The 18,619-nt window shown below is 36.0% G+C and carries 18 protein-coding genes; 10 read left to right on the top strand and 8 right to left on the bottom strand.

Going from position 1 to position 18,619, the window contains the following annotated elements:
• Positions 1–486: 486 nt before the first annotated feature.
• Positions 487–894, bottom strand: a complete 408-nt coding sequence (locus tag C1634_RS24535) for an SMI1/KNR4 family protein (RefSeq protein WP_103235071.1) — start codon at positions 892–894, stop codon at positions 487–489.
• Positions 895–1,059: 165 nt separating this feature from the next.
• On the bottom strand, positions 1,060–1,473 hold the full coding sequence (locus tag C1634_RS24530; protein WP_103235070.1) for a winged helix-turn-helix transcriptional regulator: 414 nt from the start codon (positions 1,471–1,473) through the stop codon (positions 1,060–1,062).
• Positions 1,474–1,751: 278 nt separating this feature from the next.
• On the opposite strand from C1634_RS24530, the gene C1634_RS24525 reads away from it, so the two are divergent.
• Positions 1,752–2,693, top strand: a complete 942-nt coding sequence (locus C1634_RS24525; protein WP_103235069.1) for an aromatic alcohol reductase — start codon at positions 1,752–1,754, stop codon at positions 2,691–2,693.
• A gap of 427 nt (positions 2,694–3,120) precedes the next feature.
• Here C1634_RS24525 and C1634_RS24515 read toward each other — a convergent pair whose 3' ends face one another.
• The 3 genes from C1634_RS24515 to C1634_RS26460 all read right to left on the bottom strand — a co-directional run bounded on the left by C1634_RS24515 (position 3,121) and on the right by C1634_RS26460 (position 4,270).
• The gene (locus tag C1634_RS24515; RefSeq protein WP_262509926.1) at positions 3,121–3,543 is read right to left on the bottom strand and encodes a serine hydrolase domain-containing protein; all 423 of its coding nucleotides are present in this window, start codon (positions 3,541–3,543) and stop codon (positions 3,121–3,123) included.
• Between the two features lie 150 nt (positions 3,544–3,693).
• Positions 3,694–3,900, bottom strand: a complete 207-nt coding sequence (locus tag C1634_RS26550; RefSeq protein WP_394337114.1) for a serine hydrolase — start codon at positions 3,898–3,900, stop codon at positions 3,694–3,696.
• 25 nt (positions 3,901–3,925) lie between these two features.
• Positions 3,926–4,270, bottom strand: coding sequence for a serine hydrolase domain-containing protein (locus C1634_RS26460; RefSeq protein ID WP_103234946.1), 345 nt, complete (start codon positions 4,268–4,270; stop codon positions 3,926–3,928).
• A gap of 1,519 nt (positions 4,271–5,789) precedes the next feature.
• On the opposite strand from C1634_RS26460, the gene C1634_RS24500 reads away from it, so the two are divergent.
• On the top strand, positions 5,790–7,112 hold the full coding sequence (locus C1634_RS24500; RefSeq protein ID WP_123921571.1) for a hypothetical protein: 1,323 nt from the start codon (positions 5,790–5,792) through the stop codon (positions 7,110–7,112).
• Between the two features lie 1,013 nt (positions 7,113–8,125).
• Here C1634_RS24500 and dinB read toward each other — a convergent pair.
• A complete protein-coding gene (dinB, locus tag C1634_RS24495; protein WP_109739296.1) occupies positions 8,126–9,196 on the bottom strand; it encodes a DNA polymerase IV in 1,071 nt (356 codons plus the stop codon).
• Positions 9,197–9,257: 61 nt separating this feature from the next.
• Here dinB and C1634_RS24490 point away from each other — a divergent pair, with 61 nt between their 5' ends.
• The 4 genes from C1634_RS24490 (at position 9,258) to C1634_RS24480 (ending at position 11,803) form a co-directional block, all read left to right on the top strand.
• Positions 9,258–10,037 (top strand): LexA family transcriptional regulator, encoded by a 780-nt coding sequence (locus C1634_RS24490; RefSeq protein ID WP_103231184.1) that lies wholly within the window; start codon positions 9,258–9,260, stop codon positions 10,035–10,037.
• A 99-nt stretch (positions 10,038–10,136) separates the two neighbouring features.
• Positions 10,137–10,751, top strand: coding sequence for an alpha-ketoglutarate-dependent dioxygenase AlkB family protein (locus C1634_RS24485; RefSeq protein ID WP_103231185.1), 615 nt, complete (start codon positions 10,137–10,139; stop codon positions 10,749–10,751).
• A 26-nt stretch (positions 10,752–10,777) separates the two neighbouring features.
• Entirely contained in the window at positions 10,778–10,990 is a 213-nt protein-coding gene (locus tag C1634_RS25835; RefSeq protein WP_123921569.1) for a hypothetical protein, read from the top strand.
• A gap of 135 nt (positions 10,991–11,125) precedes the next feature.
• Positions 11,126–11,803 (top strand): type 1 glutamine amidotransferase domain-containing protein, encoded by a 678-nt coding sequence (locus tag C1634_RS24480; protein WP_103231186.1) that lies wholly within the window; start codon positions 11,126–11,128, stop codon positions 11,801–11,803.
• A gap of 290 nt (positions 11,804–12,093) precedes the next feature.
• On the opposite strand, the gene C1634_RS24475 is transcribed toward C1634_RS24480, so the two are convergent.
• Entirely contained in the window at positions 12,094–13,083 is a 990-nt protein-coding gene (locus C1634_RS24475; RefSeq protein WP_103231187.1) for a lipase family protein, read from the bottom strand.
• Positions 13,084–13,285: 202 nt separating this feature from the next.
• Between C1634_RS24475 and C1634_RS24470 the strand changes: the two genes are divergently transcribed.
• The 4 genes from C1634_RS24470 (at position 13,286) to C1634_RS24455 (ending at position 17,563) form a co-directional block, all read left to right on the top strand.
• Positions 13,286–13,567 (top strand): helix-turn-helix domain-containing protein, encoded by a 282-nt coding sequence (locus tag C1634_RS24470; protein ID WP_103231237.1) that lies wholly within the window; start codon positions 13,286–13,288, stop codon positions 13,565–13,567.
• Positions 13,568–13,662: 95 nt separating this feature from the next.
• Positions 13,663–15,120 (top strand): DUF3945 domain-containing protein, encoded by a 1,458-nt coding sequence (locus C1634_RS24465; RefSeq protein ID WP_103231188.1) that lies wholly within the window; start codon positions 13,663–13,665, stop codon positions 15,118–15,120.
• 57 nt (positions 15,121–15,177) lie between these two features.
• Positions 15,178–17,307 (top strand): type IA DNA topoisomerase, encoded by a 2,130-nt coding sequence (locus C1634_RS24460; protein WP_109739295.1) that lies wholly within the window; start codon positions 15,178–15,180, stop codon positions 17,305–17,307.
• Between the two features lie 37 nt (positions 17,308–17,344).
• A complete protein-coding gene (locus C1634_RS24455; protein ID WP_103231190.1) occupies positions 17,345–17,563 on the top strand; it encodes a hypothetical protein in 219 nt (72 codons plus the stop codon).
• Between the two features lie 107 nt (positions 17,564–17,670).
• Here the strand turns inward: C1634_RS24455 and C1634_RS24450 are convergent, their stop codons facing one another.
• A complete protein-coding gene (locus tag C1634_RS24450; RefSeq protein WP_103231191.1) occupies positions 17,671–18,450 on the bottom strand; it encodes a hypothetical protein in 780 nt (259 codons plus the stop codon).
• Positions 18,451–18,619: the final 169 nt, after the last annotated feature.

The raw sequence follows: 18,619 nt of genomic DNA, 5'->3' as shown, positions 1-18,619 counted from the left end.
TGCTTTAATATCTCCTAAAACAACTGCTATATAAATTAAGTTAAGTAAATACAACTTTACACTAAACCAAAACCGAAGTTAAGCTATCAATGAATATGATATGGTCACTACCCCTATAAGTTATTCTACCATAGTAAAGAGGAAGCTTATATTGTCAATATAGTGAAAAAATACAGTGTCGTTTTAAGAACTGTACCTTTTGTAAACTCCTCGATTTTGGTTTTATAAATATATGAAACAAAAGTTTAATTGTCTTCAATATCATCTAAACGTGATTCAATTTCTCTGACTTTATTATTGATCGGCTGAGATTAAAATGAACCATAATCATCTTCTATTTTTATTTACTGATTGATTTCATTGATTTTCTCGTCCTGAACTTTTATTCTTTCTTCTTGATTAAATAGACTGAAAGGATCTTTTTTTGAGATTTTATTCAGAATAATTTTTTATAAATGATACAAAATTAAATGGTTGTCATTAAGCTTATAAATCGTCTATCGATTTAATATTCAGAAATTCTTCTAATGAGTTGTTATAAAAAATTGGTTCTAATTCATCGTATCTAAAAAGGAAAATCTGCCCTTTCCTTTTACCGGCAGCAGTATAAATACAAACAATATGTCCTACAGGCGAAGTAGCAAAAGGAAGATATTCTTTGGTGATATGCTGCTCTGTAATCTGTAAGCTATCAATAGATTCTTCAATAGTTGTCATACCATACTTTATGCTGTCGAAATCATATGATTCATTATCAATATCAATGATTCCGCCGTTGTATTTCAAATATAATTTTTTAAGATTTTCCGGTATTACAATATCAAAACTTTCCTCAATCTGCTGGATATCTTTTATTGTAATTCTTTTTTCGTATTCGGTAATTGTTGTTTTCATAATTCCCTATTAATTCAATGGTCCATATTTACCTTTAATAGCTTTAATAAGAAGTTAATCAGAGGCAAGTTTTTTCTTGTTATTACCTGCTTTTTTAATTTTTAATCATTTTTTGAGATTTCCCAGTGCTATTTCTGATTTTTCTCAAATAAATTACTTCAACTATTAACCTATATATTTAATGTAATTTGCTCTGGCGTTATTAAGTTCAGTTTTATGACGAGCGATCCAAAACCAAAGCGGAGTAACCTGAACCAATAGGCCTCTACCTAGAGTCGTTAATTCATATTCCACTCTTGGTGGAACTTCAGGGTAAACACTTCTTGAAATCAGTCCATCTCGTTCCAATTCTCTCAAGCATTTTGTTAACATCCTCTGACTTATTCCATTAATATGATTCTCTAAATTTGAAAAGCGCATTTTTCCATCTATTCCTAGAGCATGGAGTACAAAAAGTGACCATTTATTGCCGACATGATTCAATATATCCCGTTTTAGTTCATCCTGATCTTTGTTGAGCACTTTGCAAATATCCTCCCAAGCTTCTTCGATTTCGGCATCAGTCATCAGTCTATCCATATACTTTAATTTATATCGCGAATTATGTTTAAAGATAGATTTTTCTGACTGAAAAAACTCTTACAATAAGATAATTTTATAGCTTCTATCGGCTAAGGTGAAAAAAAAATCATCTTATTTAAAATAATTGGACTAGAAATCAAAAAACTAACATTAAGGTAAGTTACTCACAACGAAGTATCTTATTGCTTTCATAATCTGAACTCAGTAACTTTGCTCAAGGAAGGGAACTAATTGTATCAGTTTGGATTAGATTTCTGAACCTTAAAATTTTTTAAATGAAAAATATATCAATTTTAGTTCTGGGAGCAGGTGAGTTAGGAATGCCTGTAATCCGTAATTTATCAAAAAAAGCTAAAAACTATAGCAATATAAGGGTTACGGTTTTACTCAGGGAATCAACTATTAATTCTGAAGATGCAGATAAGAAAAAGAACATAACCGAACTTAAAGAATTAGGTGTGGAATTACTTCCCGGGGATCTGGCTTCTCCATCTTCTGAACTTGTCTCTATTTTTAAAAACTATGACTCCATTGTTTCCTGCACAGGTTATGGAAGCGGTGCAGGAGGATTTCAGCTTAAATTGGCAAATGCTGTGCTGGATGCCGGGGTCAAAAGGTATTTTCCATGGCAGTTTGGAGTTGATTTTGAAGTAATAGGGCGAGGTAGTGCACAGGATCTTTTTGATGAGCAGCTTGATGTAAGAGAACTCCTCAGATCACAAAGTGAAACAAAATGGGTTATTGTTTCCACGGGTATGTTTACAAGCTATCTCTTTCAACCCTTCTTCGGCGTTTTAGATTTAGAGAAAAAATCAATAAATGCCATTGGTGGATGGGATATTGCACTTACAGTGACAACACCTGAGGATATTGGTAAGCTGACAGCAGAGATATTTTTTACAGAACCACAGATAGAGAACGAAATCGTTTATATTGGTGGAGATACCATTACATATGGACAATTAGCTGATATTGCTGAATCATTATCAGGACAAAAATTTGAACGTACACTTTCTGACATGACAGAGATACAGAGGGATCTTAAAAATGATCCGAGCAATTTTGTTAAAAAGTATCGTTCAATATTTGGAGCAGGACAAGGTGTTTCCTGGGAGCTAGAGAAAACTTTTAATTTTCAAAATGGTATTAAAACAACTTCTGCAGAGCAATGGGCTAAAGATAATATTGACAGGAATCTTGTAATAAATAAAAATTAATTTATTAAATAAAACGATACCACAGTAAATAATTGACTTTGGTATCGTTTTTTGAGATTTTGTAATAACTAATGAGTTTACTTATACACTCTCATTTTTTATCTTTTAAATAATTGGCAGCATTGATATTGTCAGGGTCTAGTTCTAAAGATTTCTTATATTTAAAGATAGCTTCCTTCCGATTTCCAAGAGTTTTTCCAGCATTTCACCATAGCTGTCGTAGACATTAGAACTTTGGGAAATAGCATAGTGTTCAATTTAAAAATCTGCAGTGGTTCATTTTTTTTGCCTTGTTCTACAAGCTGGTAACCCCAAGAGTTTACTTCATCTTCTGTTAATGCAAAGTTTTTATTGTCTTTACTGATTTTGCTGAAAATTTTATATGCATTTTTAAAGTCACTCTTCAAAAGTTGTTGGCGCAAAAACCTCAATTCTTACTTGATCCTAACCCTTTTTTTAATTTCATATTCGGAATGTAGAAACCGGCGATTTCATCGATGAACCATTCAGGGTTTGATCCCTGGAGATTGGTTAATATGATTACCGTGAGATCATCCTGAGGATATAAGAACAAGGCGGAACGCATTCCGCCAACGGGTGACAGTGCAGGGTGGTTTTCTCTGACTACTGTCGGCCAGCCCAAGGCATAACCGTTGGTTAGCTTATTGAATCCACCAATGTTACCGTTGTTTAATTTAGCTGTAGCAAACATCTGATCTATTATTGACTGATGCTTCAGCAGTTTTCTACTTTGCAGTGCAATAAGCCATTTGCCTAGGTCTTCTAAGATTGAAATAATTCCTGTTGCCGTTTTGAAAAACAGAGGAAAAGTGGCATAGGCATTATGCAGCTTACCGTCATTAATCCACTTTCAACCATCATTATAAAGGCTTGAATACGAGTTTGAATTATTTGGAATAACATCGTTTGAATCAACAAAAAGGGTGGAGACCATACCGGACAGCCTGAATTGATTTTCCTCAATGAACTTTGTGAAATGCTAGCCGCTGAGTTTGGTTATGATCCTTCCTAAAATATAATATCCTGTCTGATTGTAACTGAATTTGTCTCCGGGACTAAATTCCATTGGTAATTTTCTTACCATTTCCAAGTTGCGATTTTCATCACCATCCCCCAATACCTGTTCCTTTTCGTTTATATTATTGGGAAGACCGGAAGTATTGCTTAAAATCTGATTGATCCTTATAGATTTCCATTCGATAGGAATATCGTCAAATATATATGGATATCGGGTCTTTTACGTTTAATTTGCCCTGTTCCTGCAGCTGCATTATTGCCACCCCTACAAAAGCTTTGGTCATAGAGTTGATCGAAAAGGTTGTTTTTGAACTTGTTGCTACCTTATGTTCCAAGCTTTCAAGACCGTAATTTTTCAGTTTGTCAATTTTTCCGTTCCGTACAATTGCTAACTGAAGACCAGTTATTTTCGATTGTGTCATTTTGTCTTTGATGAATTCATCAATACTGTCTGTGGTGTTTTGAGCAATCAGTTGTCTGGAAAATGAAACTGCAAATAACAGTAATCCAATCTCAACGGTTCTAAATAGCCTTTTCATTTTAATAGTTTAGTGGTTCACTAATTTAATGACAACTAAAGTAATAATTTTATTATATTGATCGTTTCTTGAAATTTTATTATCACTTTTTGTAAAAACTATTCATAATAATTCTTCTCTAATTTTTTTAGTTTGCCTTTTTCCCATAAACTGTAAATTTTGTAGTTGGAATAATTTTCATTTAAATACCTTTTCCTAATTCGATACTAAAACTCTTTCATTATTCTCTATTCTCCCATTTTCATCGTAAAAATTTCTTATCGCATGTCTTCAAAAGAAAATAGACTTCTATTATGGAGTATTTGTTAGTGTAAAGCAAAAACATAATTAATGTCAAGTAAAGTAAGGTATTTTTATCACGATACATAATTTACTCCAAAATCAGGTGTCAATTTAAACTGTTTTTTGCATCCTGATTCCGAAAAATATAATCTATAAAAAATACTTTTTCATAGATATATATCTATGAAAATTGTAAATGATTTTGCATCAAATTTTTGTTGCTTTGTGTCATTCATATTGTAATAAGCTAAATAACAACTTAAAGTTATTTTAAATAATGGCTTGAAAGTATTTTTGAGACTAAATATATATTGATAACTCAAATAATGTATTTCATAAATTTTTGAGTTAAAATGTTAAATAAAATCGGAGAATACTGTGAATATTGATTAATTTGAAAACTAATCACTTTTGTTTGAATTTATTGAAAGAAATAAACTAAAAAATGTTAAATACATTATAATTTTATTAAGTATTAACTAAATATTTAATATATTTACTTTAAATAATTAAAAAATGAAAAAAAAATTATTACCTTTTATTCTACTTATTAGTTGCTTTTTTAATGCTCAAGTTGGCATAAATACAAATACGCCAACATAAACATTAGATGTAAACGGAAATGTTAGTTTAGAAATGTACAAGAAAGTAATATTCTGGCAACTACAGATAGAGTCGTTTTAATCCAAGCTGATGGAACTACTAAAAAAGTTACAGTTTAATCTTTACAACCTTCTAATAAATTTGCCTTAGACGATATTTATTCTGTAACTGCTACTAGTCCTATAGATATGAATATGCAGGAAATTATCCAAGTAGTGCAATAATTGACAATGTTGATATACAAATGACACAAGACATTACTATTCCTGCAAATTCAGACGTATTAATTGGTGCAAATAATGCATTAGCTTATTATGGAGTGATATTTTTAAAGAATGCATCTGAAATGCCTGCAGGATCAAGAAAGTTTTCATTTTTAAAAAGTCATTGAATAGCATTGAAAAATATTACTGGGAGAATAATATTAAGAAAATTTCATTAATGCTAAATCCTAGCTAACATAATATTCATAAATACGAAATATTGCTTATTTAACAGGATACTCATAAGAATTATCATATTTCTCACTAATAATACTTCAATTTAATAGTAAGTAATGACAATGATACATACACTCTTAAAATTGGAAAATAGTTATTTTATAAACTTTTTTTAAATATAAAAAATATACAAAATGAACACTAAAAATTTTTTTTCGTTTACATTGTTAATGGCAAGTGCTGCGTTTTTTGCACAAGCAGGCAATGTAGGAATTAATACAACGTCACCAGGTACAACACTTGATGTGAACGGTGCCATTACCAATCGTGAAACAATTGCTCCTGTTTCGGCTAATGCCGTCACAGTGCCTGCCAATGTAAGCCAGGTGCAGCTTTCAGGAGCAGCTACTGCCAATGTAACCATTACAGCTCCTGGCGCTCCCAATGCAGGACAGCGTCTTGTCGTCTTCAACAATACAACAGGTGGTTTTGGGGCTACACTAAACGGTGTTACCATCACTAACGGAAAAGCGCTGGAGTTTGTATACAGCAATTCGGGATGGAGATCAACCGACGGTGGATCTTTAGGAGCCACTCCTGTTAATATTTACACAGCAGATGGAACCTTATCAGGAAACAGAACGGTAACTCAAAATGCGAATACATTATCATTCACAGGAACTGCCGTAAATGCATTTTCAGTAGCAGGGAATACATTATCTGTGGATGCTGCCAATGGCCGATTAGGAATCGGCACTACAGCACCGGATACCAAATTAACAATAAATACTCCAGATGGCAATTTTGGAATCCACCATACCAATGGTACGATTAGCCTGAAATCTTTTATCGGATCAGGAGCCGGATGGATAGGAACAACAACGCCACATGATCTTAGGTTAGAAAGTAATAATGTTTCCCGAATAGCAATTTCAGGAAATACAGGCAATGTAGGGATTAATACCACAACACCATCTGCAAAGCTGGATATTAGAAATAATGATGCCGCGATTCCATCTTTAATGGTAGAAAATTTACAAACACAGCCAACAACTGCAAATGCTGCATTTTTAACAATTGATAATACCACAGGTGAATTTTACAAAGGACAACAGGCTGATAAAGTATTTTATTATCAAAAGTATACTTTAAATAATGTACAAGGAGACTATATTAGTAATTTTGACACTAAAATTTCTACATCCGGGTATACATTAATAATTGTAGGATCGTATTTCGATCAGTTACTTGCTGTTGATATTGGTAATACATCTAGAAATAGATTTACTCCTCAGAACGTTTATGCATTTCAGCAAGGCGGAACCTGGAGAATCACAGCAGATTTTCCCGCAACAAGTTCTTTGGGGAATGGACAAACGGTAGTAGGAAACCCTAATGGTAGTTGGACAATTTATACCATGATTATAAGACAAAATCAGGTGGTAAATAATACTGATGTAACAGTTAATTTTGCCGGAGCAAATAATTCATCAGCTCCTGTTTCTCCAGTTCCTTAAGGTGAGATATTGTTCAAGAATATATTTTATAATACCAAGAGGATAGTATTTTTTATTATACAAATATTATCCTCTTAACAAATAATTTTATTAATATTAAGGGAGTAGTTGATTTAGTAATAAATGTCTTAAAGCTAAATAAATTTTGTTTTGAAAGTTTTATATTTTTGAAAATTTTAAGGGTTTTCGGCGTATTATTTTTTACTAAAAATGCAAAGTTAAAAAATGTAAGAAGAAAAATGATAAGATTTCATATCAATATATAGATTCTAAATACACAATTGATTTTCCCGTATTTTCATTGTTTTTCTTCTGCATTTTACTTTTAAAAACAAATTTAAATTGATGAAAATATTGGTCAATAAGGCAAAAAACATATTGCATTCATACTCTTTTCTTCATAAAGCGGCGTAATGTAATGATTATAAATTAAAAATGTATTTTAAAACCGATACCCAGTATGAAGTTATTGCATTAAAAATGATGATCATTTTCAGAGTTAAAACTCATTGTGTAAGGTTAAACTATTAATTGTAAATCCCAGTGATATTGACCATCCGATTTCACTTCAAAGTGATCATTCAATTTTGTTTTAAATTGACTACCTTCTTAATTTTGATAAAAACTCTTGCTTATCATGTGTCAATTAATATTCAAATATATTAATTACTTATCCCTTTTAACTCCTCTCTTCTTTCTCATAGATTGCCGTTGTTTTTTCAGGCTCAATGATGAGATGTACGATTTCAACATTCCGTTTGGTTTTTCTGCTCAGTGATTCTTCAAGACTCAGCAGTGGGATGGTAAACTTCTCTATTCCCCACTGTAAGAATTCTCGTTATAGTTTTTTATATCATCGTTTTTTGAGCTTTAGTCAGCCGTCTTTTTCTATCTGTTAGTTTAAAAATGTAATTATTGCTTCTCCGTTTTTTGTTGCGTTTGCAAAATATTTTGTAATGTCAAACAAACTAAATTTAATAATTTTAATTGGTCTGAAAAACAGGGAAGTTTACCTACAGGGAGATCATTTCTTCAGTGTCTTCGAAAAGACCCATCTGATGAAGCCCGTGTACCAGCCCGGTAAATCTGACACCTATCAATCGGATCCTCATTCTTCTGGTGTAGACTTTTTTGAAAAGTTCCAAAACATACTTGAGCAAAGTATGGTCAGCTGAGGTGTAAGGAATTCTGCATTGCTTGATCTCAGTATCGAAATTGGAATATCTGATCTTCACGGAAAAGGTTGATGTCAGCCACTTTTCCTGTCTCAGCTGATAAGCCAGTTTTTCCACCATACCCGATAGAATGCTTCTGATCTTCAGTATATCAATCGTATCCTGAGCAAATGTATCCTCCGTGGAGATTGACTTTCTTTCAGAGTAGGGTATCACGGGTGTCTCATCAATGCCGTGGGCTTTCTTCCAAAGTACTGTTCCATTCTTTCCGACCAGTTCTTGTAATACGTCAATGGGCATTTCAGAAAGGGTCTTTATGGTCTTGACACCCAGTCGTGAAAACAGGTTGAATGTTTCAGGTCCTACCATCGGAATCTTTTTGATGGACAGCGGATTTAAAAAATTTTGGATATTGGCCTCTTTCACTTCAAATCTTCCGGTGGGTTTGGATTCTCCGGTTCCGATTTTAGAGACCGTCTTATTCGTAGATAAAGCAAAGCTGATCGGCAAGCCAGTATTTTTCTGGATGGCATCTGCAATCTCCTTGGTCCATTGAAAGCAGCCAAAGAACTTGTCCATTCCCGAAAGATCAAGATAAAATTCATCGATACTGGCTTTCTCCAACATCGGTACTCTTTCCTGAATGACCTCGGTCACCAGATGCGACATATTGGAATAATATTCCATATCCCCTTTGATCACCTTAGCTTCCGGACATAACCTCAAAGCCATCTTAATGGGCATTGCCGAGCGCACCCCAAATTTTCGAACTTCATATGAGAAAGAGGCCACCACACCACGATCCCCACCTCCAATGATCACGGGCTGTTTCTCCAATCCGGAGTTTTTCAGCCGTTCACAGGAGACAAAAAAGGTGTCCAGATCCATATGTGCAATTGCTCTTTCCATTTTACAAACTTAGTCACGTTTTTAAACAAAATATGTATATTTGTTGTCATAAATTATGACAATGTCAATTTTTGCAGATAACATCGTGTTTTTGAGAGGTCAAAAAAATCTAACCCAGCATAAGCTGGCAGATGATCTCATCCTTACCAGATCAAGATATGTTTCCTATGAATATGGAAATGCAGAACCACCTATAGAAGTATTGGTCAGAATTTCCAAATACTACAACATCAGTATTGATCTACTGGTCACTGTTGACATCCGAAAATATCCTTTGGACAAGATGGTCAACCTACCGGGCAATAAAATATTGTTGCCTGTTGTAGTCGATCCTGAAGGAAACAAGTATATTGAAATTGTGCCTCAAAAAGCTTCAATGGGCTATCTGAATGGATTTAGTGATCCCGAATATATTGAAAGTTTGCCACGAATCCAGCTTCCCTTTTTAGGACACGGCATATTCAGAGGATTTATGGCGGACGGTGATTCCATGCCGCCTTTTGCTGACGGGACCTGTGTCATTGGTGAATATGTTGAACAGCTTGAAGATTTGAAAAAGGGAAAGGAGTATATGTTTATTACGTCTGAAGGCTATACTTTCAAAACCTTTGTAAAAAGAAATAAAAATACGCTTAGCGTTGCAGCAGATAATACATTCTATGACTCATACGATATTCCTTTAACAAATATTGTACAGGTATGGCGGTATTTGAGGGGAATTTTACCCCAGGATTATAAACCATATTACCTGCCTAATCATACAAATCTTAAAAATCTTGTCGATGAGGCGAAACGCAGTATCAGCAATCTGGAGAACGGAATTCTTAAGTTCAAGGCATAAAAAAACTTCCCCTAAGGGAAGTTAAAAACACAAATGATGAAAAAAATTATTCCATTAAATGGAATAATGTAAAGATAAATATTTTAAAATAAAATTACAATGTGCCAACTCAATTTATTCGATACGGAAGAATTTTACGAGTTTCCAAAAGACCTTTTGGAGTACAAAGAAAATTTCCTGAGCAGGGAAGAGGCTGACCGGTTAAAAGACCATTTGCTTCAAACCGCGCGGTGGGAACAGCGTACTCAGAAAATGTATGATAAGACGGTTATAACCCCACGATTAACCGCCTGGTATGGCGATCAGAACAAATCTTACGAATCGGCCGACAGCAATACCTCAAAGACCAATTCCTGGACACAGGAGTTGGTAACCTTAAAAGAAAAGATAGAAAAAGAATTCGGTTACCAATTCAATGGTGTTCTATTAAATCTCTATCGTGACAACAATGATTCCGTAGCCTGGCACAGGGACAAAGAAAGTCGTTATGGGAAGCGCCCTGTCATTGCATCTATCAGCCTTGGGCAGACCAGGAACTTCGATTTCAGAAAAAAAGACCATCATCAAAGCAAATACAGCCTGCCGCTCCCGAACGGTTCCTTGCTCATTATGAAAGGTGATCTTCAGGAAAACTGGGAACACCGGATCGCTAAATCTACAATACCCATGAAGGAACGTGTTAATTTGACCTTCCGATTGATCAATGAACTATAATATCAAAAAAAAATAAAATAATAGTTATGCCTATTTCTTACTACGATTTTAAAAATCTACCCACGCAATCTCAATACGAATTGGCTTTGGCCGAAGGAAGGATCATCAATGAAACCTCTAAGGATGGACTAAAGTTTGTATTGTATGAGCTGTCGAGTTTTTCAGTGGAGATCGTATATAAGACCATCAATAACAAGATCGAAGGTCTTAGCGTATTCCAGAATAAAGGAACTCTATGACACATAAAATAATTTTCATTGGTCTGCGTAGCAAAACTAATGTGATCCGGATCACATTAAAATAGTGATTTGGATCCTGTGTTTAAAACACAGATAAATTCCAACTTTGTAATAATAAATTTAATAGATATAACAATGAGCAAAAAAGTTTTATTCGTACTTACGAGTCACGACGAATTAGGAAATACAGGTCAGAAGACGGGATTTTGGACTGAAGAATTAGCGGCTCCTTATTATGCATTGTCTGATAAAGATGTGGAAATAACATTGGCATCTCCAAAGGGTGGTCAGCCTCCAATTGACCCAAAAAGTGAAGATCCATCATCTCAAACGGATGCTACACGCAGAATGGACAATGATGAGGTTTTAAAGGAAAAATTAAAAAACACCCACAAATTATCCGAAGTCAAAAGTGAAGACTTTGATGCGGTATTCTATCCTGGTGGTCACGGTCCTTTATGGGATCTGGCTGAAGATAAGGTTTCTCAGGACTTAATTGTTGATTTTTACAGCAATGATAAGCCTGTAGCATTCGTTTGCCATGCACCCGGAGTTTTGAAGGATGTAAACATTGACGGTGAGTATCTGGTAAAGGGTAAAAATGTTACTGGATTCACCAATACCGAGGAAGAGGCTGTACAACTTACGGAGATAGTTCCGTTTCTGGTTGAAGATATCCTGAAACAGAATGGCGGATCATACAGTAAAGTCGAAGACTGGGCTCCTTATGCGATTGTTGACGGAAGACTGATCACAGGACAGAATCCTGCATCATCTGAGAAAGTTGCAGAGGAATTATTGAAATTAATATAGACCATTTTCATTCAGAAATAGATCTTGTCATCAAAAATCAATTGATGACGATAAAAATGGTCGCTTTTTTAGGAAACATTAAGATAATCAGGTCTTTTTTTAAATACAATTAACACCACCATTCACCTTCAAATGTATTGAGTTTCCATAATTTTGCAAAGGAAATACTTGTAAAAAGGTTTTCATGGTTATTAGTTTTTATCCCCATATTATTTGGGGATTTTTTTATGACCATTATGGCTACATAGTAGGGACCCGGTTATTATTTTTTTAAATAAAAGGTCAGCTAACTATTGACATAATTCCCTTACTTTTCCCTTGAGCTCCATACAGGGAAAATGACCCACTGATCGATCTTTGATTAATGAAGCCGTATTTTCATCTTTTCTGAGCAGCTCAATATGACTCTTCAGGGCGTGTAACTTAAATTCAGTAAAATATTCGGAGAACCTAAATTTGACATAGGCTTCCTGTTCTTTATAAACATAGCCGTCATCACAGATCCGATAAAACTTTCCGAAATGTGCTGTTCCATTACGACCAGCTCTGGGCACATAGTCTTTATAGTTAACAATATCATAGACGATAGAACCATATTTCTCCCGCAATTCAGCATTGATCTGACAGGTAACAGCCAAAGGTGGTGCAAAATGATAAGCACCTTTAAAATTAAGCTGATGATATTGGAGTGGAAGAATAAATAACTGTGCTAAGGCCGCACCAAGAGAATGACCTGTTAAATAGATAGGAAAAGTTCTCGTATCAGCTTGTGGATTCACTTCCGTAATTTTCTTTTTGATCTTCTCTACCAAATTTTCCTTTTGCATTAAACGTATCAGAGACCTTCTGAACCCACCGTGTCCTGCCGGCATATTAGACAACTCATCATTAAAACCTTTTGAATTTTCATAATTCCAATATTTTGAGTCCGTGAGCCAGTCTTTAAGAACAGAAGGTTCGGTACCTCTGAAAGCAATAACCATAAAATCCTTGTTTGCCCATAACAAAACCTGGTTGTGATGTATACCATACGAATCATCAATTAGGGCATAACTGATTTTGTTTTCCGGATAATTTTGATTGACCTGTTGCTTGAGAATTTCAATATTGCGCTCATTCCAATAGGCAACTTCGGAAATTTGCGCACAAAACAATGCCGTCTTTTGATCGTATTCTGAGAAATCCTGATTAAAATTGGATGGATTGATATCCGAGAGCAAAACATCCTGACCTGGAGAAAGACCCGCCACAGCGAGAAATAGGAAGAATAGCTTTTTCATTGGTTTAGTTTTTTGGTTCAATATAAATGTACAAAAAATTAATAATCAGTGTGTTATATTTTACGTGGTGCATTCTAATTAAATAAATCTTTTCGGTACTACGAAAAGGTAGTGATTTTATGTGATGTTCAATTTCCAACTTTACCCCAATAAAAAGTTGATCAACTGTTCAAATACATTATTAACATCAAAAATCACCGTTATGAATACCGAAAGAACAGAATTTATTGCTTGGATGGAAAGGATCATGGAACGATTTGACATCCTTAAAGAACAAGTGTCATCTAACCAGTCCAGATTCATAGAGATCGACGGCGAGGTACTGTTGGACAATCAGGACGTATTACAGCTCCTAAAGATCAGTTCAAGATCATTGCAACGCTACCGCACGGACAAAAGGCTGCCTTACTACACCATCAGTGGCAAACTATACTACAAGCTGTCCGATGTCCATCAGCTCATCAGAGAATGTCTAAGTGCATAATGAAGTAAGACAGAAACTGCCAAATAAGTAAGCACAATTCCAGATCAAGGCATTCACCAGTCATCCCGCTACCTTCATCGCACAAAATATCTGCTATGGAAAAGAAGGTACAGAATGCAACCAATGAAACGAATAAAATCAAGCCAGTGTCCGACACATTGCTTGTCCTGAACATCCATACCAATGCGGTCGAGATGGTCAAAGGCATTGACAAGGAAGGAAACCTGCAAAAGATCCCTCCCAACGAGAAGAAGGACAACGACCAGTTGATCCGGGTTGACAAGCACGGCGATCTCTTCTCCAACTTCTTTTCCAATTTCTACCGGCAGCTTAAAAACCCTTCGCATTTCATTTTCTTCAAGGTCTCGGAATACGATGCGGTCAATACGGCGAAAGACCTTCAGCAGTATGTCGATCAGGCATCCCCTGAAGAAAAGGAAAAATTGAAAGAATATGAAGTTTTACCAAACAATACAAACCATATAAAAAATCAGAATACAATGGAAAACAACACAGAAAATCAGGAATACCGTTTTCAGCCGGAACAGATCGACTGGAAGACGATGGAGAAATTTGGGCTGAACCAGGAAAAGCTTGAAAAGATGAATGCTATGGATCCTCTGCTCAGAGGTTTCAAGACCAATAATTTAATTCCTATTACCATCAATCTCGGAACAGCGGTCAGCAAGATGGATGTCCGTCTATCACTCCAGACCGCAGACAACGGAGAGGTTGCCGTGAATCTCCACGGCATCCGCAAAGAGCCCAACTACAACCTCAAGTTTCTCGGTCACGAGTTTACCGACGAAGACAAGAAAAACCTCAAAGAAAGCGGAAATATGGGCAGGGTCGTCGATCTGGTCAATCCCAAGACCGATGAGATCATCCCGTCCGTCATCAGCCGTGACCGACTGACCAATGAACTTGTCGCTTACAGGGCTGAGTATATGAAGATTCCCGATGAGATCAAAGGCATCAGATTGGATGACCACCAAAAACAAACATTGCTGGAAGGCAAACCGCTTTATCTCGAAGGGATGACCTCCAAAAAAGGAGAACTGTTCGATGCCACCGTACAATTCAATGCTGACAAACGCTATGTCGAATTCATTTTCAACAACAACCAGAACCAGCAGCAAACGCAACAGCAGAGTCAATCTACCTTGCAAAATCAATCCAAAGGTGGGGAAGCCCCGAGAGTATTCCGTGGAAAAGAACTGGATGATGCACAGTATGATAAATTCAAAGCAGGGCAGACGGTGTATGTTGACGGACTTGTTGACGGCAAAGGAAAAGCCTACCAAGGCTACATCACCTTCAACAAGGAAACATCTAAAACGGATTTTTCTTTTACCAACCCCAACAAATTGAAAGAAAAAGCCCAAACATCAGAAGACCATAAGACACAGAAAGCGGTCAATTCAGATGGCAAGACGAATGAAGCCACCAAGAATCTCAAAGAGCCTTTAGATTCCAAACAGCAACAGCCTGCCAACAAGCAACAGGAAGCCCAGCAGAAGAAACCCGTCAGATCCAAAGGGCGCAAGATGTAATCCAAGACTTACAAATACAATCACAAAAACAATTCTAATCATAATAAATCCAATCCTATGAAAGCCATCATCGCAGAAAAGCCAAGTGTTGCACGAGAGATCGCACAATTGTTAAATGCCAACGAAAGAAAAGACGGTTACCTGGAGGGCAACGGTTACTGCATAACCTGGGCATTAGGTCATTTGGTGTCATTGGGAATGCCGGAAGATCATGGTATGAGAGGCTTTGACAAAGCCTCTTTACCTATCTTTCCCGATCCATTCCTGTTGATCTCAAGACCCATTAAAAAACAAAACCACAAAGGTTACCAGCCTGATCCTTCCGCACTCAAACAATTAAAGATCATACAAAATATCATCAATAGATGCGACAGCATTATTGTAGCTACCGATGCGGGAAGGGAAGGAGAGCTGATATTCCGATACATCTATCAATATCTCCGATGCAACAAACCATTTGAACGATTGTGGATCAGTTCCCTTACTGAAAAAGCCATACAAGACGGTTTCAAAAAGCTTCAGCCGGGTTCAGCGTTCGAAGGTTTGTATCAGGCTGCAAAGGCCAGAAGCGAAGCCGACTGGCTGGTTGGGATCAATGCCACCCAGGCATTGAGCATTGCTGCTAACCAAGATGTGTATTCTTTAGGCAGGGTACAGACCCCGACACTGGCTTTGATCTGCAAGAGATTTGAAGACCATCAAAATTTCAAACAGAAGAAATACTTCCAGATCCAGTTAAAGCACCGAAAAGAATACCTGGATTTCACCAGCCAGTCAACTGAACAATGGGAAGACAAAAAACAGGCAGAGCATATCCTAAGATCCATAGAAAGAGAGGGCAGGGCTACTGTTGAAGATGTCTCTGTTAAAACTTTAACAGAACAATCGCCCTTACTTTTTGACCTGACAGAACTTCAGAAGGAAGCCAACAGAAAGCTATGTCTGTCAGCCGATGAGGTTTTGCAGACCGCACAAGGACTTTATGAAAAGAGATTCATCACCTATCCACGAACCGGAAGTAAATACATTCCCGAAGACCTTTGGGCAGAGATCCCGGAGCTGGTCAGAATTCTGAATACCGTCGATCAATTCAAACCTGCCATTTCAAACCTGAAATTCGGCAATTTTAACAAGCGTATGGTCAATAATCTCAAAGTAACTGATCACCACGGACTGTTGATCACCACAAAAATACCATCTGCACTCACTGCAACCGAGAAAGCCATTTACGATATGATTGCCTACCGTTTACTGGAATCCCTTTCGGAACATTGTTCCAAACAAGTCAGCCAAATCACTATTAAAGTTCATCATTATGAGTTCAGCATCAAAGGATCAAAAATACTGACTAAAGGCTGGCGAGCCATCAAAGGGATTCTTTCCGAGCAGAACAATAATACATATAAAAACGAAAACTGCAACAGCAATGACAACATCAATAACGTCGAAGAAAGACTTATTGAACTTCCTGAATTGAAAATCGGGGATGAGCTGAAAATTTCGCAAGCTGATCTAAAAGAAAAAACGACCCAAGCGCCCAAACTGTACAATGAGGCAGATTTGTTGTCAGCTATGGAAAATGCAGGAAGATCAATCGAAGACAAAGAAGCGCAGAAAGCCATTGCAAATATCGGTATCGGAACACCCGCCACCAGAGCTTCGATCATTGAAACGCTGCTCAGCAGAAACTACATTACCAGAAAAAACAAAGCTTTAGTACCAACCGAAAAAGGAATCAAAGTTTATCACCTTGTCAAAGACCAAAAGATCGCCAATGTACAGATGACCACAGAGTGGGAGATGGCATTGGACAAGATTGAAAAAGGCGAGCTCAGCTCAAAACAATTCATCACCGATATCAAAAACTACACAAGAGAAATTACTAAAGAACTATTATCACTATCCATCCTACAAGAAAATATCCCCGAACTCAAATGCCCAAAATGCCAGAAGCTGAACCTCATTATCAAAGACAAAATAATCAAATGTCCTGATGACCAATGCAACTGGATGCAGTTCAGAACTGTTTGTGGAATACAGCTCAGCATACAGCAGATTACTTCACTCATCAACAATGGAAAAACCCCGCTCATTAAAAATATGAAGGCCAAGAACGGCAAAAAGTTCAGTGCCTATATTGTTTTGAAAGATGACCACAAAACCATATTTGAATTCCCGGATCACTAAATTTATTTTAAAAATTAGTATCTTAGAAATAAAAATCATGAAAGTGTTTTTATGTTACCAGCACGGATCGGTAGTGATCAAATGGAACCTCCCATTCTTTCCCCGTATAGGAGAATATATTTCAACCACTGAACTTTTATCGGAGAAAGAATTCAAACAGCTGGGTACAAAAAAAGATTACCTCAAGATCATCAACATCTCATGGTTTCTTTATAAAGATAGCAAGCAGTCTGCAGTGGAAATTCTATTAGAGTAATAAGCTACCTCGAGTACTTTAATTTTGGTTGTGGAAATATATTTATCCGGATATTGTAAAATTATTACATCATATGATCTGCAAATATTATCATTAAAGATACCCCCTTAAGATAACAGATCGCTCAACATTTTTAAATAATGATCTTGATTTTGCTCAGCAACGAAGAATATTATAAATTCATGGAGTGCTGTCTCAAAATTATCTTTGTTGGCGGCAAATAATTCCTGTACAGTCGTATCAGAGTCGATGATACAAATGATACCGTCAAAATCAGCGATTTTATAGTCCAAGATATTCGTGACAGGATTAACACGAAAGAAAAATGCATCGACATAAAGCGATAATTTAGACTTGGAGGCACTCATTAAGTCATCAAGCATTCCTTTGGTGAACTCTTCAAAATTTGCTATCTCATTAATCTTGGAATCATAAACAAATCGTTCCGCTTCACTATGGATTAATTTTTTTTCGCGCATTTTATCATTGTTAATCCTTGAGGAATCAGCCACAAGAGTGTCAAATTCAAAATCCTTGCAAAATTCCAATTCCTGATCAGTAACATCTTCTTTATTAATAACCTTCATTAATATTGAGCCGCAATGAGGTGAAGACCGGACTGTATTGGGACTGACGAAGTAGCCATCATCAGGGTTAGAATTTAAATTTTCAGTTTCAAGGGTATTTTCATCGTACAAGTCAAGAAACGATAATGTTTTCATCGTTGATTGCGACAATGATTCGTAAATCTTAACAATCCTTGGTGCTGCACGAGGATGTATTGATCTTTTATGAATAACGTTTCTGACCTTGTTGTTTGTAGATAAAGTGACTTTAAATACATTCCAATGGTTACCGTTACCGATTTTTTCTTCTTTGATAATCATGTTATTCTAGCTTGGTATATTAATTATACTTTTCTTTATTAATAAGTAAACAAAAATACATAAGTCCTCAATATCAATATTCAGTATTTTCACTACACCTTCTATCGGGGAAACTTTTCCAGAGCTTTATACAAGTGCTCTATCTTTGACTATTAACAATAAAAAATTT

The sequence above is a fragment of the Chryseobacterium viscerum genome (assembly GCF_002899945.2).
Lineage (GTDB): Bacteria > Bacteroidota > Bacteroidia > Flavobacteriales > Weeksellaceae > Chryseobacterium > Chryseobacterium viscerum.
This window is presented reverse-complemented; position numbering and strand designations above follow the sequence as displayed.

Bases quoted from the DNA above. Each gene is read 5' to 3' on its own strand.
- C1634_RS24535 (WP_103235071.1), bottom strand. From the start codon at position 894: ATGAAAACAACAATTACCGAATACGAAAAAAGAATTACAATAAAAGAT.
- C1634_RS24530 (WP_103235070.1), bottom strand. From the start codon at position 1,473: ATGGATAGACTGATGACTGATGCCGAAATCGAAGAAGCTTGGGAGGAT.
- C1634_RS24525 (WP_103235069.1), top strand. From the start codon at position 1,752: ATGAAAAATATATCAATTTTAGTTCTGGGAGCAGGTGAGTTAGGAATG.
- C1634_RS26460 (WP_103234946.1), bottom strand. From the start codon at position 4,270: ATGAAAAGGCTATTTAGAACCGTTGAGATTGGATTACTGTTATTTGCA.
- C1634_RS24500 (WP_123921571.1), top strand. From the start codon at position 5,790: ATGAACACTAAAAATTTTTTTTCGTTTACATTGTTAATGGCAAGTGCT.
- dinB (WP_109739296.1), bottom strand. From the start codon at position 9,196: ATGGAAAGAGCAATTGCACATATGGATCTGGACACCTTTTTTGTCTCC.
- C1634_RS24490 (WP_103231184.1), top strand. From the start codon at position 9,258: ATGTCAATTTTTGCAGATAACATCGTGTTTTTGAGAGGTCAAAAAAAT.
- C1634_RS24485 (WP_103231185.1), top strand. From the start codon at position 10,137: ATGTGCCAACTCAATTTATTCGATACGGAAGAATTTTACGAGTTTCCA.
- C1634_RS25835 (WP_123921569.1), top strand. From the start codon at position 10,778: ATGCCTATTTCTTACTACGATTTTAAAAATCTACCCACGCAATCTCAA.
- C1634_RS24480 (WP_103231186.1), top strand. From the start codon at position 11,126: ATGAGCAAAAAAGTTTTATTCGTACTTACGAGTCACGACGAATTAGGA.
- C1634_RS24475 (WP_103231187.1), bottom strand. From the start codon at position 13,083: ATGAAAAAGCTATTCTTCCTATTTCTCGCTGTGGCGGGTCTTTCTCCA.
- C1634_RS24470 (WP_103231237.1), top strand. From the start codon at position 13,286: ATGAATACCGAAAGAACAGAATTTATTGCTTGGATGGAAAGGATCATG.
- C1634_RS24465 (WP_103231188.1), top strand. From the start codon at position 13,663: ATGGAAAAGAAGGTACAGAATGCAACCAATGAAACGAATAAAATCAAG.
- C1634_RS24460 (WP_109739295.1), top strand. From the start codon at position 15,178: ATGAAAGCCATCATCGCAGAAAAGCCAAGTGTTGCACGAGAGATCGCA.
- C1634_RS24455 (WP_103231190.1), top strand. From the start codon at position 17,345: ATGAAAGTGTTTTTATGTTACCAGCACGGATCGGTAGTGATCAAATGG.
- C1634_RS24450 (WP_103231191.1), bottom strand. From the start codon at position 18,450: ATGATTATCAAAGAAGAAAAAATCGGTAACGGTAACCATTGGAATGTA.